Here is an 18003-nt window from a genome sequence, read left to right as displayed (position 1 = left end):
CCAACAGCATTGCGAGCTAAATTGTATCTTACTGCAAATCGTGCAGCTTTTAATCAACTGGAAAATCTCAAAGTTTCTTTCGCTATGAAATTCTAAAAAATATAACTATACGCATCGGGTTGCGTAAGGTGAGTTATTAATTAAATAATAAAGCCTAACCAGCGGGTCAAGCTGACCGCGAGTACGCTCGCGGAATATGAGTAATTGAAATGTTGGTTCTACCGTGCAAGCATTCTTGTTCGGTGTAGTTTGTAAATGAAGGTTTGTTCTAATTAATAAATTGTTTAATAAAAGCGGCATTGTTGTGCAGGGCGGACAGCTTACCCGCAACGTCGTTAGTTTGCTAAATAAAATATCGAGGTATTATGAAAAGACAGATAACAGATTCAGAAAAAGAAAAAGTAAAAAATGCTTATCGAGATAAAAAAGGTTATGTGAAATGTTTTATTGACAACGAGCCAATCCTAGATGAAAAAGAAATCCAATATGACCATATAATTCCATTTGTCAAGACAGAAGATAACTCCCCAGATAATATTGCCCCAGTTTGCAGAAAACATAATCTTGCTAAGAAAGATATGTCGTTGTCCGAATACCGGGATAAACTTGAAATGGATAAATTATTTGAAGCAAAAGATGACAAAGGTGAGCAACTAAAATTGAATGAAATTCTAAGTGTAAAGTTGAATGATAATTATGGATTCCCTGTATTATATGATTTTGATTCTACCAAAGAATCAGTTGATTTGAAAATATTCAATGATAAGGACAAATTAAAACTTCCTATGAAGGAAACATATCGAGTTTTTAAATGCCCAATAAGTGGGATGAATTATTTTTATGCAATGATTCCGGTTAGAAATATATTAAATGATGGTAAAGAAGAATCAGAACTTGAACTTCAACCACGTCCAATAATGAAAGAACATTTATGGAATCTTTATAGACACTTGAGAGTAAATACTCAACTTCAACCTTCAATCGGTAGACTTAATGGGGATTCATCAGTTTTAATTTTTGATGGACAGCATAAAGCAGCCGCAAAAATCTGGGCTGGAGCTGAAAGAATTGAAGTGAAAATTTATATAGAACCCGAAGTAACTTGGTTGATGAGAACTAATTTAGTTGCACACGATAAATTGAAACAACTCCGTTTCTATTCTTCAATATTAGCTGATAAACTCGCTCAATTATATGGTGCAAATTGGCAAAAATATATTGAAACCGCAGACAAGAAATCAGAAAAAGGATTCTGTCATTTTATAAAATACGCGGATGACAAGTCAGACGAAAAACCTGATAAACAAATTCAAGCATTTTTAATAACATCAATTTTATCGAATGAAGAAAATAAATTTTCTCAATTTATTGCTCCGGAGAATAAAACTGGTAAACAATATGCAATAAGTTGGGATTCTATGAATAAATATTATTTTAGATATTTTTTGACTTCCCCGCCTCTGGATGTTGAAATCGACTCTAAAGAAGATTTTAGAAATCAAGAAATAGAAAATAATATTAGGCTTCTGAATATTCTTGCAGATAAAATTCTAATTAATAAATGGAATCCAAACGCATCTGATGAAGAGCATAAAAAAGCTGAACGAATATTTAGACCCGGTGCAATTATGGTATGGTTCCCAATGTTAAGGGATATCGTCTTTAATAAATTAGACTTAGTCAGACCTGATGAATCAAAACAAATATTTTTTAGAAACATTCCGAATGAAAAATGGAATGTTATAGAATTATTTGTTGAAAAAATGTTTAACAATAAAATATGGCTTGAAAGAGATACAAACATTGATGTTGTTCTTGGAAATAAAAAAGCTGATTATACTAAAAAGTTGTATGCCGATAAAGGATTTTCAACTGAATGGGTACTTGGTATTAATAAAAACTAAGACGCAAACTAACAAGCCAATCAAGCGGACGCCGTTTTCGCATTAGGCATTTTATAAATTTTGGTGTTAGTCGTTACGTTTTGGCTAACTTGTTAAAGGTAGTTCTATTAAATAACATTGTTGCAAACTGCGCTTACGATTAAAGTTAAGCACAGTTTGCTAAATTAACGGCAGTTGTTTTTAAAGTGGCATCGCTGTTCTGGGGCGCCGCTTATCGGCAACGCCGTTATGTTTTTTTGAAAAAAGAGTAGAGAGTTTATGTTAAAAGAAATATCAGATTTAATAGCTCAACATAAAGTAGTCCCGTTTTTAGGTGCTGGTTGCTCATTTAAGCATTTATCAGTTGATTGGGATAAGATACGTGATGAAATGATATATAAAACATCTTCTACTTCATCAAATCATTTACAAGTTGCTGAAGAATACGTAAATAAATATGGCAAAAATACTTTGTGCGAATTTCTTAACAAAAAACTTATAATTGATAAATTCGATGATGAAAAAGGTGAGATTTATGTTCACATTATGAGTCTAGATATTCCATCAATTTATTCAACCAACCAAGACAATGTTTTAGAGAAATGTTATGAGAAATATGGAAGACCAATTAATATTATTTATGACATTAATGGGATTGCTAATTTAACTCCTTCTTTCCCTAACTATTATAAATTTCACGGGGATTCAAAGGAACCAGATACAGTAGTTTTTACAAATACTGATTATAGTAGTAGGATCAAGAATCCAAGTAATCCCCTTGACATTAGGTTAAAAAGTGATGTCTTATCAAAATCAATTGTTTTTGTAGGGTATTCTTTTCGTGACCCTAATATTCAACTATTGTTTAAGGAATTATTAGAAATCTTTAGTGGGCAACTTCCTAAAAGTTATTTGATACAATATGAACCCAATAAAGATTTTGAAAAAATATTGAAAGAAGAATACGGAATTATCCCAATAAACTGTGTTGAAGAATTTGAAAACAAATATGATTATGAAAATTCGTTTACTATGTTTCTTTCTGAATTAGCTTCCAATGTAATGAAGTTAAAAGGGGAAAATGAACTAGAAGATTTATTCAGACCGCATTTCCCTAATAGTCTTTCTTTTGTATCAAAAGTTGAGATTGATGCACTTAACAACACAATTAATAATGAACCTGTTAATATTGCAATAAACGCTTTTAGACACACTTTTGATGGAAGGCATATTCAAGAAACAAATGAACATCAAGTTGCAGAATATTTTAAAACTATATGCAAACGCTTAACTTCCGATGAACATTTGTCAGATGTATCTGGAGCATTATTTAATTTGCATTTAAGGAATATACAATTTCAACTTGATTGCTTGGCTTGTGCTTTTGCGATTTCTATTTATTCTAAAGAAAATAACCACACTATGCGCAGTTATCGTCCAACCTTAAAAGGACTAGATGAAAATGTAAATATTATTGCCGCAGCTATGGCAATTGAATATTTGCGTGAATGGGGTAAACCACTTAATGAATATTTTTATCATTTTGTTAACTATATAAGCATTCATTTCCCTTCTCGTAGTGAATTACCAACAGAAATTAGAACATATATTGAAGAACAGTTTAATTACGCTTACCAACGAGAAAAAACAACATATGAAAATCCGTTGAATTATGCGGATAGAACGAAAGATTTATTTATTAGCAAAAATGTCGGGAAGAAGATTATGGATTCAATGATTACGATGATGCCTAAAAAATTTAAGAAACCATATAGTTAAAAAATATAACGTTATAAAGGATTAAAACGAAGCTTGCCGAGTTTTAATCCGGTGTTGGGCTAAGCCCCTCCTGCACTACGTTTCGGTGGGCAGGCGTAAAGCGACTTATGGGACTATTTGTAATTTGGATAAATTATTTTTAATGGGATGGTGTTCGTTTAGTATAGTAAGATTGAGTTTTCAATCTGTGGTGATACTTTTTTTTGAATTCAGGCAATCATTTCTACAATTCATATTTCCCTTTCCAGTAATGTAATAAAGATAAGAGTATAAGATTTCATTTGCCACAAATAATAGCTTTTGGCATAAACATTATAAAACCATAATACCAGCAGACGGATAAACCGGCGGAGCTTTATTACTATACGATGTTCCTCTTGGGATTATCATAAATAATGTCATATCCTTTCCGCAAACCGGACATTTAAATGATTTTGTTTTTTTAGGTTCGCATTTAATTTTAGTTTTTACTGAATTACCGGATAAAATATTATTGGCTTTATGAAGCATCATTTTATTTTTGGAAGCAAATAAGCCATAGTAACGTACTTTAACAAAACTCTTAGGTAATACATGCTGGAGATAACAACGCATAAATTCTTCTGCGAGTAAAGTGATTGTTTTCCATAATTTAGTTTTAGACTCCTTGTACTTAAAAGTAACCTTACCGTTTTCAAGTTTTAATATTCTGTTGTTACTAATGGCAGGACGAAAAACATATGGAGCAAGATATTTTAATGCGGCATTGCCTGTACCTACAGGAATAGAGTTAACAACCCAATCGTCCCTCCATACTTTTGAAGGGACTTGATAGAATAATAATGGATTCGCTTTTTTAAGTTCATCGCGGAATTTTGCTTTGAAGATAATTGAAAGTGCCTTTACCGGAAATAAAAATTTGCCGCTTGATTTAACCCACCTGCTTTTATCATTTAATAATCCTCCGCCGGTAACGATATAATGTACGTGAGGATGGTAAGCTAAATTCCTTGCCCACGTATGAATAATGCCAATCATACCAGGCAAACCGCCAATATAATCCAGAGATAATTTATAAATTGTTTTTGATGAACAGGAAAATAACAGATTATAAAACAGTTTTTGATTGCTTCGAGCCAGCTTTCTTAAAAGACCGGGAAGAGTGAAAGTGATCATAAAGTAATTAGCAGGTAATAACAGCTCACTGTTTTTTTCAAACCATTTATCGGCAAGATCATTCTGGCACTTATTGCAGTTACGGTTACCGCATGAGTAATAACTATAATGATATTCTTTACATTCATCACATAAATAAACCTTACCACCCATAACCGGAGAACGGCATTTAATAATATCGGCTATTGCTTTTCTATGCGAAGGAAGGATATGATCTGAGTACCTGCCTAAATATGAATTAGAATAATTTCTGAATATTTCCGACAATTCTACCATTGTGGCTATATCATTATACGGCTATATGAGACCGCTCATAAGAGAATTGATTCGTTTATAAACATTATTTCTAATAAGAGGAGTAAGCTGAGTGTAAATCATTGTAGTTCTTATTGATTTATGCCCAAGATAATCCTGAATAATTCTAATATCGGTACCGGCTTCTAAAAGATGCGTTGCGTATGAATGCCTTAAAGTATGAACATGAGCATCCTTAATTATTCCAACTTCTCTAAGGGATTTCTTAAAGACAGTTTGAATACTGCTGTCCGGCAGTGGTTCTGTTGAAGTAGATTCGTGGATTCCGCCACGTCCCGGAGCGGGAAATACGAGGATAGGATTTTTGTGAGTTTTATAATGGGATCTTAATAATATGAGGGTTGTTTCCGGCAGAGGCACGTATCTGTCAACTCTCCCCTTTGCCTGTTGTATATGAAGCAACATCCTTTTACTGTCTACCTGATTTACTCTTAAGCCGATAGCTTCTTTCAGCCTAAGTCCGCAGGAATAGATTAGAGTAAGACAAACTCTGTGGCGTAATACCCGTATATTTTTTAATATTTTTTTTACTTCTTCTCTTGTAAGTACAACCGGTAGTTTGCTTTCTTTTGGTAAACGGATTATGTTGAATACATCAAAACTTTTATTCAGTGTTCTTTCATAGAAGAACTTCAATGAGCAAAGAGCTATAGTTTGAGTATTCCTTGAATATTTTTTTTCATTCTTCAGATAAAGAAAATAATTTCTTAATTCTTCATTGGAAATTTGGTCCGGTGGTTTGTTGAAGTATTGAAATAATTTCCTTATGCGATATATATAAGTTTCCTGAGTACGAGCGGATAACCCGAAGAGCTGCATATTTTCGAGCATACGCTGGATTAAATATTCCATGATATACCTCCGTTAATAGTTGCTAAATGTTAAAATATGTTGATTGAGATATATCGAATTGATAAATTAAATTGTAATTTGCAAATGATTATGCAGGTCTTACGCGCTGCCGCTTTGCGGCTTAGTTCAACCAGCCAATCAAGCAGACGCCGTTTTCGCTTCCGGCATTTTAGTAATTATTGTATTTGTTCTTCCGTGTAGCGTGACTTGTAAAGTAGTTCTGTTAAAAAAATGTTTTTAAATTATTGGCAGTTGTTTTTGTGCGGCGTTCCTGTTCTGGGACGCCGCTTATCGGCAACATCGTTATAAGTGTTGTTCTTTGGAAAAATTGCATTTGAAGTAGTTCACTAATTAGTTATCTTACGGTGTGAAAAGAAAAATATTATTCTTCGGTGATTACTTTTTAGACTTCTATTCTAAGCAAGAGCTAAAAACAAAAGAAAAGATTGACTTTGTTCTTGATCTAATTAGAAACGTCGAGAGAGTTCCTATCAAATTTCTAAAGTATTTGGAAGGAACTGATGGTTTATATGAAGTAAGAGTTTTAATACACAAGAATAATATTAGAATTTTCGGGTTTTTTGATGAAGGTAATTTGATAATTCTAATAAATGGTTTTATTAAGAAGACAAACAAAACACCGAAGAATGAATTAGAATTAGGAATAAAATTGAAAGAAGAATATTTCTTAGAAAAGGCTGAAAGGAACAGAAAATGAAAAAGATAACTACATACGAAGAGCATTTAGATAAACAATACGGTAAAAAAGGAAGTGAACGGCGAGATAAATTCGAAGCTGATTCAATATCATTCCGTTTAGGTGAAATGCTCAGAAAAGAAAGAACGAAGGCAAAGTTGACACAAGAGCAGCTTGCAGAAAAAACTGGGACTAAGAAAAGTTATATTTCAAGAATAGAAGCTGGTAAAAGCGATATACAGATTTCAACTTTTTATAGGATAATAGAACTTGGTCTTAGGAAAAGATTAAATATTTCTATTACGTAAAATCCTTTCTTAATTCCACACTTATAACCAGCCAATCAAGGTGCAACGCCGTTATACTTTTGGCAGTTACTGTAATTGTATTGTCTTTTGCTTAATTTAAAGTTGTAAATAAGGATAAATCATTATGAAGAAAATTAGAGTTTATGTAGATACTTCGGTGTTTGGTGGTGTCTTTGACGATGAATTTAAAAAGGCAAGTTCAATCTTCTTTGAGCAAGTTAAATTAAATCTTTTTGAAATATTCATTTCCCGATAGTCAGAAATGAAATATCTTTGGCTCCCCAACAAGTGCAAGATTTTTATGCTGAAAATCTCCCACGGACAAAAATAATGGATATTTCGGATGAAGCATTAAAACTAAGAGATGCCTATTTGAATGCTAAGATTATTTCAAAAAAATATTCAAATGATGCACTCCACGTAGCATTGGCAACAATATCTGGATGCTCAATAATAGTGAGTTGGAATTTCAAGCATATAGTTCATTTTGAAAAAATAGCTTTATACAATGCAATAAATATATCAGAAGGTTATCAACAAATATCAATATATTCTCCATTGGAGGTGATTAGTTATGAATAAAAAATTCGATTGTGTAGATATGAAACATAGAGCAGCCAGAATAATTCAGAAAAAATTATCAAAATTATCAAGAGAGGAAGAATTAGAATATTGGAGAGTTCAGACACGAGAATTACGCGAACAACAAAGGAAATTATTAAAAAAGGTAAAGACAAAAGTATAATTTGACAGCGGAAGAGTTTCTTAAAAGTTTAGATACGAAATTAAAATAGTAAAAGCCATATAACCAGCCAATCAAGGCGGGCGCCGTATTCGCTTTTGGCATTTATGTAATTATTGGCTTGCTCTTATGTATAATGTTGCTTGTGTAAAGTAGTTCTGTTTAATAAAATATTTAATAATTATTAGCAGTTGCTTTTTAAGCGGTATGCCTGTTTGGGGGCGGCGCTTTAGTTGCAAAGTCGTTATATGGCAATAAATTTATCAGATATTATCTATTGAAGTAGACTTAAATAAAGACTATATTTTAGTCAAACAAACTGAGATAGAAAATGAAGTTTAGTGAATCAATAAAATCAATCAGCTATTTGAAAACTCACGCATCTGAAGTAATTCGTGATATTGCTGAAAATCAAAGAACTATGGTGATTACTCATAATGGTGAAGCCAAGGTTATAATTCAAGATGTAAAAATATTTGAGCAAACTCAAGAAGCACTGGCTCTTTTGAAAATATTGGCTTTGAGCGGAAAGAATCTGAAACAAAGAAATTACAAACCTCTTGATAAAACTTTCAAAGATGTCAGAAAAAAAATTAATGAGTTTAAGAGAAGTAGAAATGAAATTCAAAGTTAATTTTGTTTCCGATGGTGAGAACGACTTGTTTGAAATCTATAAATATGTTTATTTAAATGATTCTGAAGAAAATGCAGAAAGATTATTTGATAAACTATATCAAAAATGTTTGGCTCTTCAAGAAATTCCAAAGAGAGGTCATGTTCCCCCAGAGTTAAGATTATTGGAATTAGAAAACTTTTTAGAAGTCTATTACAAACCTTACAGAATCATTTATCAAATAGTAAAAGAAGAAGTGTTTATATATTGTATTTTGGATGGTCGAAGAGATATTCAAAAATTATTACAAGAAAGATTAATAAGAGGTTAATTTATATTTGCCAAATAACCAGCGTTTCAAATTGACTGCTTATACGGTTCGGGTTTTCTCAGATTTCCGGTTATAGCTTTTTCATTTTAGGTTCTTGTTTTTGTAGTTCTGTTCAATAAGCCTATAAAGAGTTTTTTTTATTAACTAAATCAACCTGCATTGTTGTTCGGTACAGCGGTTTAGTTGCAAAATCGTTAGCCCGTACGAAGGAGCTTGTAATGAAGTTACCTCAATTCTTAGCCAAACAATTTTTATCGAAGCAATTGGCTCATCCTTCAGGTTTCCTTGGGAAATATGTAATGGGACGTCTTCTAAATCGCACAACATCTTCTCATAATACAATGGTGCTTAACCAAATGACCGTTCAGCGAACAGATCGTGTACTTGAGATAGGATTTGGTGGTGGAGCTTTGCTTGAGAAAATAGTTCAGAAGGCGTCGGATGGATTTGTTGCTGGTCTTGAACTCTCTGAAGAGATGGTAACAAATAGCAGAGAACGATTTCGAGATTTGATCAAGACTGGTCGTCTAGAGATTAAGCAAGGAACCGTTGAGTCATTACCATTTCCTGATGCAAATTTTAATAAAGCTTGCACTGTGAATACTATTTACTTCTGGTCCGATCTTGATAGATGTTTTGCGGAGTTGTTTCGAGTTATTAAGTCTGGTGGCGAGTTGGTAATTGGATACACAGCAGGTAAAGACGTAAGTGGAGCAGGATTAGATAAATGCGGATTTATACCTTATTCAACTGATGAACTAAAGGTTGCTCTCATAGCACAAGGATTTAAACCGGGATTGCTTAAATCAGGTTCTGACAAGCGAGGTAATTATCTTGTACTCACTGCTCAACATTTGGGCTAACCAGCATTCAAAACCGATTGCTGTAGCCGGTCGTAACATTTGCAGTTTAGCTTGGTAGTTTTTTTTGAAAGTAGGAAGTAACTAAATAACATAAACAATAAAATGTAACATTGGTAGCGTAATCCGTGCGGCAGCGGTTTAGTTCCAACGCCGTCAGGCACTTAGTTATTTCCAATATACAATTAATGAATTACTTATAAAACGAAAATTCTATGTTGTCGTAATTAGCGATTAATTTTGTCGTACTTACACCTTGTACATTTTATTATGCAACTATAAATTTATATTTAAAGATTGAATAAAAATATATATTTGAGGAGAACTCAGTCATTAGAAAAGTTATTGTGCTTGAACATATTTCCCTTGATGGTGTCATACAAGCCCCAGGCGGGCCAGACGAAGATACCAGCGGAGGCTTCGCGTATGGTGGGTGGATAGCACCATATTCCGACGCGATTCTTGGAACGGTCCTGAGAAGGCAGATGAACATGCCGTTCGACCTATTGTTAGGGCGTAAAACCTTTGAAATTTGGACACCGTTCTGGCCTCAACATGCGGACGCCTGGTTGGGCGTTAACACGGCGACCAAGTACGTCGCATCGAATACCATGACGTTTAGCGAATGGCAGCCGTCCGTGTTTTTAAACGGAGATATTGCAGAAAAAGTCGCCGAAATCAAGCAACAGCAAGGACCGGATTTGCACGTTTGGGGAAGTGGTAATCTCATTCAGACGCTTATCAAGCATGATTTGGTAGATGCGTTCTGGCTGATGATATATCCAATAACGTTGGGTGTTGGAAAACGGTTGTTTGCCGATGGCACGATCCCAGCAGCGTTCAAGGTAACGGAAAACAAAGTAACATCGAATGGCGTCATTGTTGTGAATTACGAGCATGCAGGTGCAATCACAACCGGAAGTTTATGAATTTTCGCGCCGTAGAAAAATTTCAGAGTTTATTAACAAAAAAAATAAAAGTAAAAAAAGTAATATAAAGGGCGTGTCTAATAAGCGGTGCAAGCTAACTGCGTTTTCGCACTCGGCTATTGTGCAATTTTAAAGGTAGTTGCTCCGTTTTGGCAGTCTTGTTCAAAATTGTTTATTAAAAAATTAATTTAACATTATCGGCATTTGTGTGCTAAACAAGTTTCCTGTTCTGGGTAGCGGTTTAGTAACTACGCCGTTAGAACACAAGAAAATAATACTATAAAAGATTGAGGCAAGTGATGAAATATTTAATTCTCTCTTTAATGTGGATTGGATACTGCGCTCTGCATAGCTTTTTAATTAGCATAAAGTTTACAAATATTATTACTCGCTTATTAAAGAACTTTTATGCTTTTTACAGACTTTTTTATGTGTTGATTTCTTTAGTCTTGCTTGTTTTACTAATCAATTATACTTCAAAGTATGATAATGAAATTATAATATCATACAGCTCCCCTTGGTCAATAATACGGTATATATTGATGTATGGTTCATTACTAATATTCTTTTGGGCATTTTTCTTCAACTATGATTCTCTTTCGTTTTTCGGAATCCGTCAAATACTAAATATTGGAAAATTAAAAAAAGCAAATCCTTCTGAGGAAATAAAAAAGAATGGACTTTTAGGTGTGATAAGACATCCAATGTATTTATGTCTTATAATTTATTTATGGAGTCAAACCTTTAAAAAGATTGATATAATAGTGAACGCTATATTAACAATCTATGTCATCATTGGCACCTTGCTTGAGGAGAATAAATTAGTTTTAGAATTTGGTGATGCTTATCTGAAGTATCAAAAAGAAGTGCCGATGTTAATCCCATTTACAAAAAAAAGTAATATGCACATACCATAATGTGTTTTAACAAGCCGCTCGCTCAACACGGACAGCTTTTTTCCAGTGTGGCATTTGTGCAATTATATAATGTTGTTTGCAAAGTTAAGATGCTCTTTAAGGTAGTTAGTTCTAAGAAACCATTTTTATAAATAAAAAGTAGTTGCAGTTATCCGGCATCCTTGTTCTGGGGTGCCGCTTACCGGCACTATGTTTTATGCTACTAAAAAAGTTTAACACTTTAATGTAACTAAATCATATATCTATTCGTCATACATAAGAAAAAAAAGGAATGTAGAATGAATAAAATTATAAAATTTGGAGAAGAAGTTGAAGGATATAACATACCTGTTTTAAATGAACGGAAAATAAGAGCAGCAGCCGGAATATTATTTGTAATTATGTTTACCTCAATAATGTTAGCGGCTCTAAAAGGGGATTTTTTAATGATAAAGTATGCAATAACGATATTCCTTACAGATATTGTAATACGTGTTTTTATTAATCCAAAATTTTCTCCTTCCTTAATAATTGGGCGATTGATTGTTAGGAATCAAGTTCCAGAATATGTTGGTGCTCAACAAAAAAAATTCGCCTGGATAATAGGTATAGTTTTGGCATCCATAATATTCATTCATTTAGTGGTAGTAAATGCATACAGCCCAATAACTGGTCTAGGCTGTCTAATTTGTCTGATATTCTTATTTTTTGAAACAGCTTTTGGAATTTGTTTAGGTTGTAAATTTTATTCGATTATTTATAAAGAAAAAGCTCAACACTGCCCTGGTAAAGTTTGTGATGTAAAATCAAAACAAGATATTCAAAAAACATCCAGGGTTCAGATACTTATTGTTTTTGGATTCATTGTATACATTTTCGTCGCAGTATTTTTATTTAATGATAATTTTAGTAAAAAACCATATGACTTGTTTGGAATTGAAAGTTCTACTCAAGAAAAATAAATTAAAGATCAAACAGCTTCTATCAAGTGCATCAAACCGAAAGCGTTTTAATATTGGCATTTGAGAAGTTTCAAAGTTTTGTAGTACCGTTTCGGTTTTGTTGTCCGGTGTAGATTGTAATTGAATGATTGTTTTAGATAAATAGTTAATCAATAAAGTGGCATTGTTGTGTTGGGTTTGGGTATAAAGTTGTTATAATGCTGAAAATATTTTTGTAGATATTTGAAACTTAATATGAAGAAATAATTTCTTATTTCGGGTTTAATAACAACAATAATTAAATGGTCTGGTGCAACAACCTTTGCTTCTGGTCTAAAGTATGGATTTATAATAGCAATCCTCTTTTGGGGTTCCGTTAACTTTGGATTATATGCTTCATCCAACTTTTTTTCACAAACAATTGTATTTGTTGATTATGCTTGTAGTGTAACTGCAATGACAATTTCTGGAGCGATTGCAGCCTATCTCTTAAATAGAAGAACAAATTAAAAATGCAGCGTATGCCATTTAACAATCTAAAAAATAGAAATAATCAAGAGTACGGGGAAGTCAAAGAGAAAAATATTTTTGCTTGACAATCGTTTATTAAAATTTGACGTTGCTACAAAAACGGGCTTAAGGATAAATTACCATGAGATAACCCGATTATTAGAGAATATGAGATTCATTTTTTGGGTATGAGGACATTTACTTTGAAATAATTTTAATTTTCAAAAGTAAGATATAACGAAGATCCTTAAATATTTTATTTGATAGTGTTATATTTTAACATAGCACGTTGTTAGGCGTTCCAACATTATTGGATTTAATTTTTTTAGAATAAGACATAGAATGCGAAAGATTGAAATATTAACAATTGGTTTTTTATTGGGTGCAGTACCAATCATTATTTGTTTTCTCGCGGGGTGGTGGATCAGTATTCCCTTTGTTCCTGAATCGAGGATAATTCTATTCGCTCTTGCTGGTTCTTTTGTTGGAGTAATTATCGATATTCTTTTTCTAAAAATGTGGATTCAAACTGCTTATTCGATGAAACCGATTGTTTGGATGATGATTTATCTTTTCTATTCTTTTGGAATGTTCGGATTCTTTATGGGGGTTCCGGTTTTCAATGTTGCACTTGCATTGCCAGCAGGTTTTTTCATCGGTGGATGGCTGATTTATAAAGGCGCTGATTCCATTCGTATGAAAAAAGCCGCACGAAATTCTGCTATTTTCACTACAAGTGTTCTCGCATTTATTTGTGCTGCATCAGCCACAATTGCTCTGGTCAGTTTCTCTACAACTTCCGATCTGCAAGGAATGTTCGGTCTCCAAATTACACCCGCAATGATCATTGGAGTCATTTTGGGTGGAGGCATTTTCTTACTTATTCTTCAATGGTGGCTCACATTCTGGTCCGTCGTGTTAGCGTATAAATATTTTAATACACGTGTCAGTTCATGAACTTGTATTTAGTTTGGGAGCGCCTAACCATCCTCTCGCTCAACCACTACTTCAATAGGTCGTTGTGAATTATTCGGGTTTGGTTTTTTATTTAACTAAGTGCCGCTCACTATCGGTAATGGCTTCCCCAATGTTGGGCTGCCCTTTACCTGTCGTAATCAGATTGCGCAAACTGCTGTTAATATAAGTGCTCCATCCGTCTGAGCAAATTTTGTAGCATTCATATTGGGGAACTAAGCCAATATGAGTGAAGAGCGCTTCCGTTTTATCGCCTTTTTTAGATATTTCGAAACTGATTTTTGTGTCCTTCCACTCGGTTTTGTCTTGTGTAAAATTAAAGTAGTTGTCCAGCACATACCAAACGACTTTTTTGTTGGGAATGAACTCAATTATTTTCATTTTGCAGCGGTGGATATCTTTGAAATGATAGCTAAACTCTGCATTGAGCTTGTCGGTATCACCTTCAATTGCTTCTGACCACCACTCACAAACGTTATTGATTGCCTTAAAAACTTCTTCCGGACTTTGATCCACTGAAAAGCTAATTGAAAAATTATTATCACTCATAATTTTTTTCTGATTTTGATTATACAAGAATTACAAACTATATAACGGCAAAAAGCAACTCTAAATATTATAAATCACTTTCTTATAAAATGCAAGTACGAAATATTTCTAACAAGCCTATGCGAATAAACGTACTTTTGGAGTTGAGGAGAGAGAATGAGTCTGAATCGTTTAGCTTGTATGCGTAAATTTTTTCCATTAGCCAGATAGTAACCTAACAGACACAGCATTCTCAATTTATTCTACTAAAAACAATTTAGATGTGAAAATTTTAAATAACTATTCCGATCTTATTGTGTTTTACCATATTGGCAGTTAAGTTGCGGAAGCGTAATTTGCTTTTATTATAAAATGGAATATTTATTTAGATAAAGGAAATTCTTTTTTTTGAAAATGAAATCGTTCAGATTATTTTTTGTTTTGGTGCTTCTTAATTCGGTATTGTTATCGCAAGTCGATTTTAAATCATCGAACCTTCCTATAATTATTATCAATACCCATGGTCATTCAATAAAGGATGAACCTAAAATTATTGCAGATATGGGAGTAATTGATAATGGAAAAGGCATTACTAATAAACTAACCGATGCTTACAACGTTTATAATGGAAAAATCGGAATAGAAATTCGTGGTCATAGTTCTCAGATGTTCCCAAAGAAACAGTATGGAATCGAATTAATAGATTCGGTGGGTAATTCGGTGAATGCAGGTTTACTCGGAATGCCTTCCGAAAGCGATTGGGTTTTAAATGCATCTTTTACCGATAAAACATTTCTTCGTAACACCCTTTCATATAAGCTTGGGAACGATATTGGGAGATATTCCTCACGCACTGCATTTTGCGAAGTTGTAATTAATAATAAATATATGGGGCTATATATACTCCAGGAAAAAGTTAAGCGGGATAAGAACCGAGTAAACATTAAAAAGCTCGAAGCTATTGATGTAAACGGAGAGGCTTTAACAGGCGGGTATATAATGAAAATAGATCGAATTGATCCTGGTGATAAATATTTTAATTCGATATTTCCTTCTATCTTTCCCAGAACACCGGGACAGCCTTCACCGATTAGTTATATATATGTCTATCCAAACGCACAGGATATTTTACCTGTTCAACAAGATTATATTAAAAATTATATTACCCAATTTGAAACATCACTTTCAAAGAGTACATATAACGATCCCTTCCTGGGTTACTATGATTTTATTGATGTGGATGCATTAGTAGATTATTTCTTAATTAATGAATTCGTTAAATCAGTTGATGCTTACCGTCTTAGCGCTTACTTGTATAAAAACCGGGATAGTGAAGGCGGCAAATTAGTTTTTGGACCTATTTGGGATTACGATCTTTCGTTCGGACTTGCCGATTATGGTGATGCGTGGTTATCATCCGGATGGGAAGCTGAAACGAATCCTTATGAAGGAATCTGGAGTTGGCCTTTTTGGACTAAAAAAATTTTTGACGACCCGATAATCAGAAATAAATTGGCTAAAAGATGGAATGAATTAAAACAGACTGTATTTAATTTGACTGCGATGATGGATTACATAGATAAAACCGTTCTTTATATTAACCAGGCGAGAACCAGAAATTTTGTTCAATGGGCTATTATCGGCGTATATCAATGGCCTGAATATTTTGTGGGACAATCGTACGAGGAAGAAGTTCTTTACCTAAAGGCATGGATCATTCATCGCTTCAATTGGATTGATACAAATCTTTCTGTCAATTATTCGGATGTTGAATGGTTGCCTGTTGATTTTTCCAAAATTAAATTGGAACCTTCCGTAACTAAAAAACTACCAATTTCTCTGTTTGCAGCGAACTTAAAAAATATATCAACGGTTGAATTTAGAAGTGCGGATTCTAATATTAATTTTAAACTCGTGAGTGACTCAGTTGAAATTACGATAAACAAACAGGGCGATTATAATTTTAAAGTAGTGGCAAAATATAATAATAAGATTGTTTCTATTTCTCCAGGATATACAATTAGCATAACAACAGGAGTTAGTTCCGATTTTAAATCCACAGTAATATTCAAGCTGAGTCAAAATTATCCTAATCCTTTTAATCCGAGTACCACAATAAATTATTTAATTCCCAAAACAAGTTTTGTTACAATTAAGTTATACGATGTACTTGGTAATGAAATAGCCACTATGGTTAACGAAGAAAAATTACCAGGTAATTACAAATATGAATTCAATGGAGATAATATTTCGAGCGGTATTTATTTTTACAGAATTCAAGCCGGGAATTTTACGGATACAAAGAAATTTATTCTAATGAAGTAATTGTATAACATGTTCTTTAATAGCGTTTGCTTCTTCAATACGGACTTATCGTGATTCATTTAGATGGAGTTTGCAAAGTAAGTTGATCTTAAAAGTGTAATTAGTTTCTAAAACTGATTATAAAAAAATTATTTTGATAAAACAGTCATAGTTGTGTTAGGCTGATTATATGAATGTTCCGTTTCAATGTAGGAGAAATGGAAAAGAAATACATTCAAACAAAAGGAGAAAGACAAAATTAGTATTGATCTCAACATTCTTCAAGCTATTGGAAATACTTCTTTAGTTCATCTTCGCAATGTTGTACCACCCGGCTGTGCGCAGGTTTTTGTGAAACTTGAATGGGAAAATCCGACTGGCAGTATGAAAGATCGTACAGCACAAGCTATGGTTACAAGGGCGGAGGAAGAAGGCAGATTAAAACCGGGTGATGTTATAGTTGAGTACACAGGAGGTAGCACAGGCATATCACTCGCGTTGATTTGTGTAGCCAAAGGGTACCACCTTCATATCATAACTTCTGATGCTTTCAGTAAAGATAAACTGAATCAGATGGTAGCTTTTGGCGCTGAACTAACACTCATACCTAGCGAAGGTGGCTTAACTACAAAGAAGTTGATTTTAGATATGATAGAAGCTGCAAGAGAAATTAGTAAGGGACCCCACACATATTGGACAGACCAACTTAACAATCTTGATAGCATTGCAGGTTACTATCCGTTGGCTGAGGAAATCTGGAAACAAACAAACGGAACAATTAACGCATTTGTTCATTGTGTTGGCACTGCGGCATCATCTCGAGGAGTTGCAACTGTGTTGAAGAACCACAATCCTAAAATTAAAGTGATAGTCGTTGAGCCAGATGAATCTTCAGTATTATCAGGAGGTCAACCGGGACCTCATAAAATAGAGGGTGTAGGAATTGGTTATACCCCACCGCTTTGGGAACCAAGTCTTGTGGATGAAATTATTGCAGTAAAGACAGAAGACGCGAAAATTATGGCAAGGCGATTAGCACGCGAGGAAGGTCTCTTTGCGGGTACATCATCAGGTGCAAATGTAGTTGCAGCAATTCGGGTAGCAGAGCAATTAGGTCCAGATGCTAAAATCGTTACGTTGATGGTAGATTCTGGTTTAAAATACCTGAGTACAGATGTTTATAAAAAATAGTAGCCGAGTATTACCCAATCCTATGAACAAGTTTAGCAAGAGAAAAAGCAACAGCTAATTTGCAATGTATTGAAAGAACACGATTGAGTGCGGGCTTTTATTCTTAACTCATTATTCAAAACGAATGCAGTAATTAAAAGAGCGTACTTGAAATCCCCATCGGAGTTTTAGACGTGAAGACATAAAGCAAAAGA

Annotated in this window: 19 protein-coding genes; 16 read left to right on the top strand and 3 right to left on the bottom strand. The window is 33.6% G+C overall.

The window, feature by feature from the left end; translation table 11 throughout:
* Window positions 1-365: 365 nt before the first annotated feature.
* Entirely contained in the window at window positions 366-1904 is a 1539-nt protein-coding gene (locus NTX22_04190) for a hypothetical protein (protein ID MCX6149708.1), read from the top strand.
* Between the two features lie 258 nt (window positions 1905-2162).
* Window positions 2163-3662, top strand: coding sequence for an SIR2 family protein (locus tag NTX22_04185; protein MCX6149707.1), 1500 nt, complete (start codon window positions 2163-2165; stop codon window positions 3660-3662).
* Between the two features lie 312 nt (window positions 3663-3974).
* Here the strand turns inward: NTX22_04185 and NTX22_04180 are convergent, their stop codons facing one another.
* Both NTX22_04180 and NTX22_04175 read right to left on the bottom strand, forming a co-directional pair.
* The gene (locus tag NTX22_04180; GenBank protein ID MCX6149706.1) at window positions 3975-5093 is read right to left on the bottom strand and encodes a transposase; all 1119 of its coding nucleotides are present in this window, start codon (window positions 5091-5093) and stop codon (window positions 3975-3977) included.
* A 21-nt stretch (window positions 5094-5114) separates the two neighbouring features.
* Entirely contained in the window at window positions 5115-5984 is an 870-nt protein-coding gene (locus NTX22_04175; GenBank protein MCX6149705.1) for a site-specific integrase, read from the bottom strand.
* A gap of 367 nt (window positions 5985-6351) precedes the next feature.
* On the opposite strand from NTX22_04175, the gene NTX22_04170 reads away from it, so the two are divergent.
* The 12 genes from NTX22_04170 to NTX22_04115 all read left to right on the top strand — a co-directional run bounded on the left by NTX22_04170 (window position 6352) and on the right by NTX22_04115 (window position 13768).
* The gene (locus tag NTX22_04170; GenBank protein MCX6149704.1) at window positions 6352-6702 is read left to right on the top strand and encodes a type II toxin-antitoxin system RelE/ParE family toxin; all 351 of its coding nucleotides are present in this window, start codon (window positions 6352-6354) and stop codon (window positions 6700-6702) included.
* The gene (locus NTX22_04165; protein MCX6149703.1) at window positions 6699-6989 is read left to right on the top strand and encodes a helix-turn-helix transcriptional regulator; all 291 of its coding nucleotides are present in this window, start codon (window positions 6699-6701) and stop codon (window positions 6987-6989) included. Before NTX22_04170 ends, NTX22_04165 begins: the two co-directional genes overlap by 4 nt.
* A 124-nt stretch (window positions 6990-7113) precedes the next feature.
* Window positions 7114-7245 (top strand): hypothetical protein, encoded by a 132-nt coding sequence (locus NTX22_04160; GenBank protein ID MCX6149702.1) that lies wholly within the window; start codon window positions 7114-7116, stop codon window positions 7243-7245.
* A gap of 74 nt (window positions 7246-7319) precedes the next feature.
* A complete protein-coding gene (locus tag NTX22_04155; protein MCX6149701.1) occupies window positions 7320-7571 on the top strand; it encodes a hypothetical protein in 252 nt (83 codons plus the stop codon).
* On the top strand, window positions 7564-7734 hold the full coding sequence (locus NTX22_04150) for a hypothetical protein (GenBank protein MCX6149700.1): 171 nt from the start codon (window positions 7564-7566) through the stop codon (window positions 7732-7734). Before NTX22_04155 ends, NTX22_04150 begins: the two co-directional genes overlap by 8 nt.
* Window positions 7735-8062: 328 nt before the next feature.
* A complete protein-coding gene (locus tag NTX22_04145) occupies window positions 8063-8365 on the top strand; it encodes a type II toxin-antitoxin system Phd/YefM family antitoxin (protein MCX6149699.1) in 303 nt (100 codons plus the stop codon).
* Window positions 8349-8675: a type II toxin-antitoxin system RelE/ParE family toxin gene (locus NTX22_04140; GenBank protein MCX6149698.1), complete on the top strand. Its 327-nt coding sequence runs from the start codon at window positions 8349-8351 to the stop codon at window positions 8673-8675. Before NTX22_04145 ends, NTX22_04140 begins: the two co-directional genes overlap by 17 nt.
* Before the next feature lie 218 nt (window positions 8676-8893).
* A complete protein-coding gene (locus NTX22_04135) occupies window positions 8894-9538 on the top strand; it encodes a class I SAM-dependent methyltransferase (GenBank protein MCX6149697.1) in 645 nt (214 codons plus the stop codon).
* Window positions 9539-9882: 344 nt separating this feature from the next.
* Window positions 9883-10464: a dihydrofolate reductase family protein gene (locus tag NTX22_04130; GenBank protein ID MCX6149696.1), complete on the top strand. Its 582-nt coding sequence runs from the start codon at window positions 9883-9885 to the stop codon at window positions 10462-10464.
* Between the two features lie 299 nt (window positions 10465-10763).
* Window positions 10764-11381 carry an NnrU family protein gene (locus NTX22_04125; protein ID MCX6149695.1) on the top strand — a complete coding sequence of 206 codons (618 nt, stop codon included), beginning with the start codon at window positions 10764-10766 and terminating at the stop codon, window positions 11379-11381.
* Window positions 11382-11659: 278 nt separating this feature from the next.
* Window positions 11660-12322, top strand: a complete 663-nt coding sequence (locus NTX22_04120; protein ID MCX6149694.1) for a DUF4395 domain-containing protein — start codon at window positions 11660-11662, stop codon at window positions 12320-12322.
* Between the two features lie 831 nt (window positions 12323-13153).
* Window positions 13154-13768: a hypothetical protein gene (locus tag NTX22_04115; GenBank protein MCX6149693.1), complete on the top strand. Its 615-nt coding sequence runs from the start codon at window positions 13154-13156 to the stop codon at window positions 13766-13768.
* Between the two features lie 87 nt (window positions 13769-13855).
* Here the strand turns inward: NTX22_04115 and NTX22_04110 are convergent, their stop codons facing one another.
* Window positions 13856-14335: an SRPBCC domain-containing protein gene (locus NTX22_04110; GenBank protein MCX6149692.1), complete on the bottom strand. Its 480-nt coding sequence runs from the start codon at window positions 14333-14335 to the stop codon at window positions 13856-13858.
* Between the two features lie 393 nt (window positions 14336-14728).
* On the opposite strand from NTX22_04110, the gene NTX22_04105 reads away from it, so the two are divergent.
* Together NTX22_04105 and NTX22_04100 are read left to right on the top strand one after the other, a co-directional pair.
* Window positions 14729-16639 carry a CotH kinase family protein gene (locus NTX22_04105; GenBank protein ID MCX6149691.1) on the top strand — a complete coding sequence of 637 codons (1911 nt, stop codon included), beginning with the start codon at window positions 14729-14731 and terminating at the stop codon, window positions 16637-16639.
* Window positions 16640-16906: 267 nt separating this feature from the next.
* Window positions 16907-17809: a cysteine synthase family protein gene (locus NTX22_04100; GenBank protein MCX6149690.1), complete on the top strand. Its 903-nt coding sequence runs from the start codon at window positions 16907-16909 to the stop codon at window positions 17807-17809.
* Window positions 17810-18003 lie beyond the last annotated feature (194 nt).

It is taken from the genome of Ignavibacteriales bacterium, from assembly GCA_026390815.1.
Taxonomy (GTDB): domain Bacteria; phylum Bacteroidota; class Ignavibacteria; order Ignavibacteriales; family SURF-24; genus JAPLFH01.
This window is presented reverse-complemented; position numbering and strand designations above follow the sequence as displayed.

Coding starts and splice junctions, on each gene's coding strand:
- NTX22_04190 (MCX6149708.1), top strand. CDS start 366: ATGAAAAGACAGATAACAGATTCAGAAAAAGAAAAAGTAAAAAATGCT.
- NTX22_04185 (MCX6149707.1), top strand. CDS start 2,163: ATGTTAAAAGAAATATCAGATTTAATAGCTCAACATAAAGTAGTCCCG.
- NTX22_04180 (MCX6149706.1), bottom strand. CDS start 5,093: ATGGTAGAATTGTCGGAAATATTCAGAAATTATTCTAATTCATATTTA.
- NTX22_04175 (MCX6149705.1), bottom strand. CDS start 5,984: ATGGAATATTTAATCCAGCGTATGCTCGAAAATATGCAGCTCTTCGGG.
- NTX22_04165 (MCX6149703.1), top strand. CDS start 6,699: ATGAAAAAGATAACTACATACGAAGAGCATTTAGATAAACAATACGGT.
- NTX22_04160 (MCX6149702.1), top strand. CDS start 7,114: ATGAAGAAAATTAGAGTTTATGTAGATACTTCGGTGTTTGGTGGTGTC.
- NTX22_04155 (MCX6149701.1), top strand. CDS start 7,320: ATGGATATTTCGGATGAAGCATTAAAACTAAGAGATGCCTATTTGAAT.
- NTX22_04150 (MCX6149700.1), top strand. CDS start 7,564: ATGAATAAAAAATTCGATTGTGTAGATATGAAACATAGAGCAGCCAGA.
- NTX22_04145 (MCX6149699.1), top strand. CDS start 8,063: ATGAAGTTTAGTGAATCAATAAAATCAATCAGCTATTTGAAAACTCAC.
- NTX22_04140 (MCX6149698.1), top strand. CDS start 8,349: ATGAAATTCAAAGTTAATTTTGTTTCCGATGGTGAGAACGACTTGTTT.
- NTX22_04135 (MCX6149697.1), top strand. CDS start 8,894: ATGAAGTTACCTCAATTCTTAGCCAAACAATTTTTATCGAAGCAATTG.
- NTX22_04125 (MCX6149695.1), top strand. CDS start 10,764: ATGAAATATTTAATTCTCTCTTTAATGTGGATTGGATACTGCGCTCTG.
- NTX22_04120 (MCX6149694.1), top strand. CDS start 11,660: ATGAATAAAATTATAAAATTTGGAGAAGAAGTTGAAGGATATAACATA.
- NTX22_04115 (MCX6149693.1), top strand. CDS start 13,154: ATGCGAAAGATTGAAATATTAACAATTGGTTTTTTATTGGGTGCAGTA.
- NTX22_04110 (MCX6149692.1), bottom strand. CDS start 14,335: ATGAGTGATAATAATTTTTCAATTAGCTTTTCAGTGGATCAAAGTCCG.
- NTX22_04105 (MCX6149691.1), top strand. CDS start 14,729: ATGAAATCGTTCAGATTATTTTTTGTTTTGGTGCTTCTTAATTCGGTA.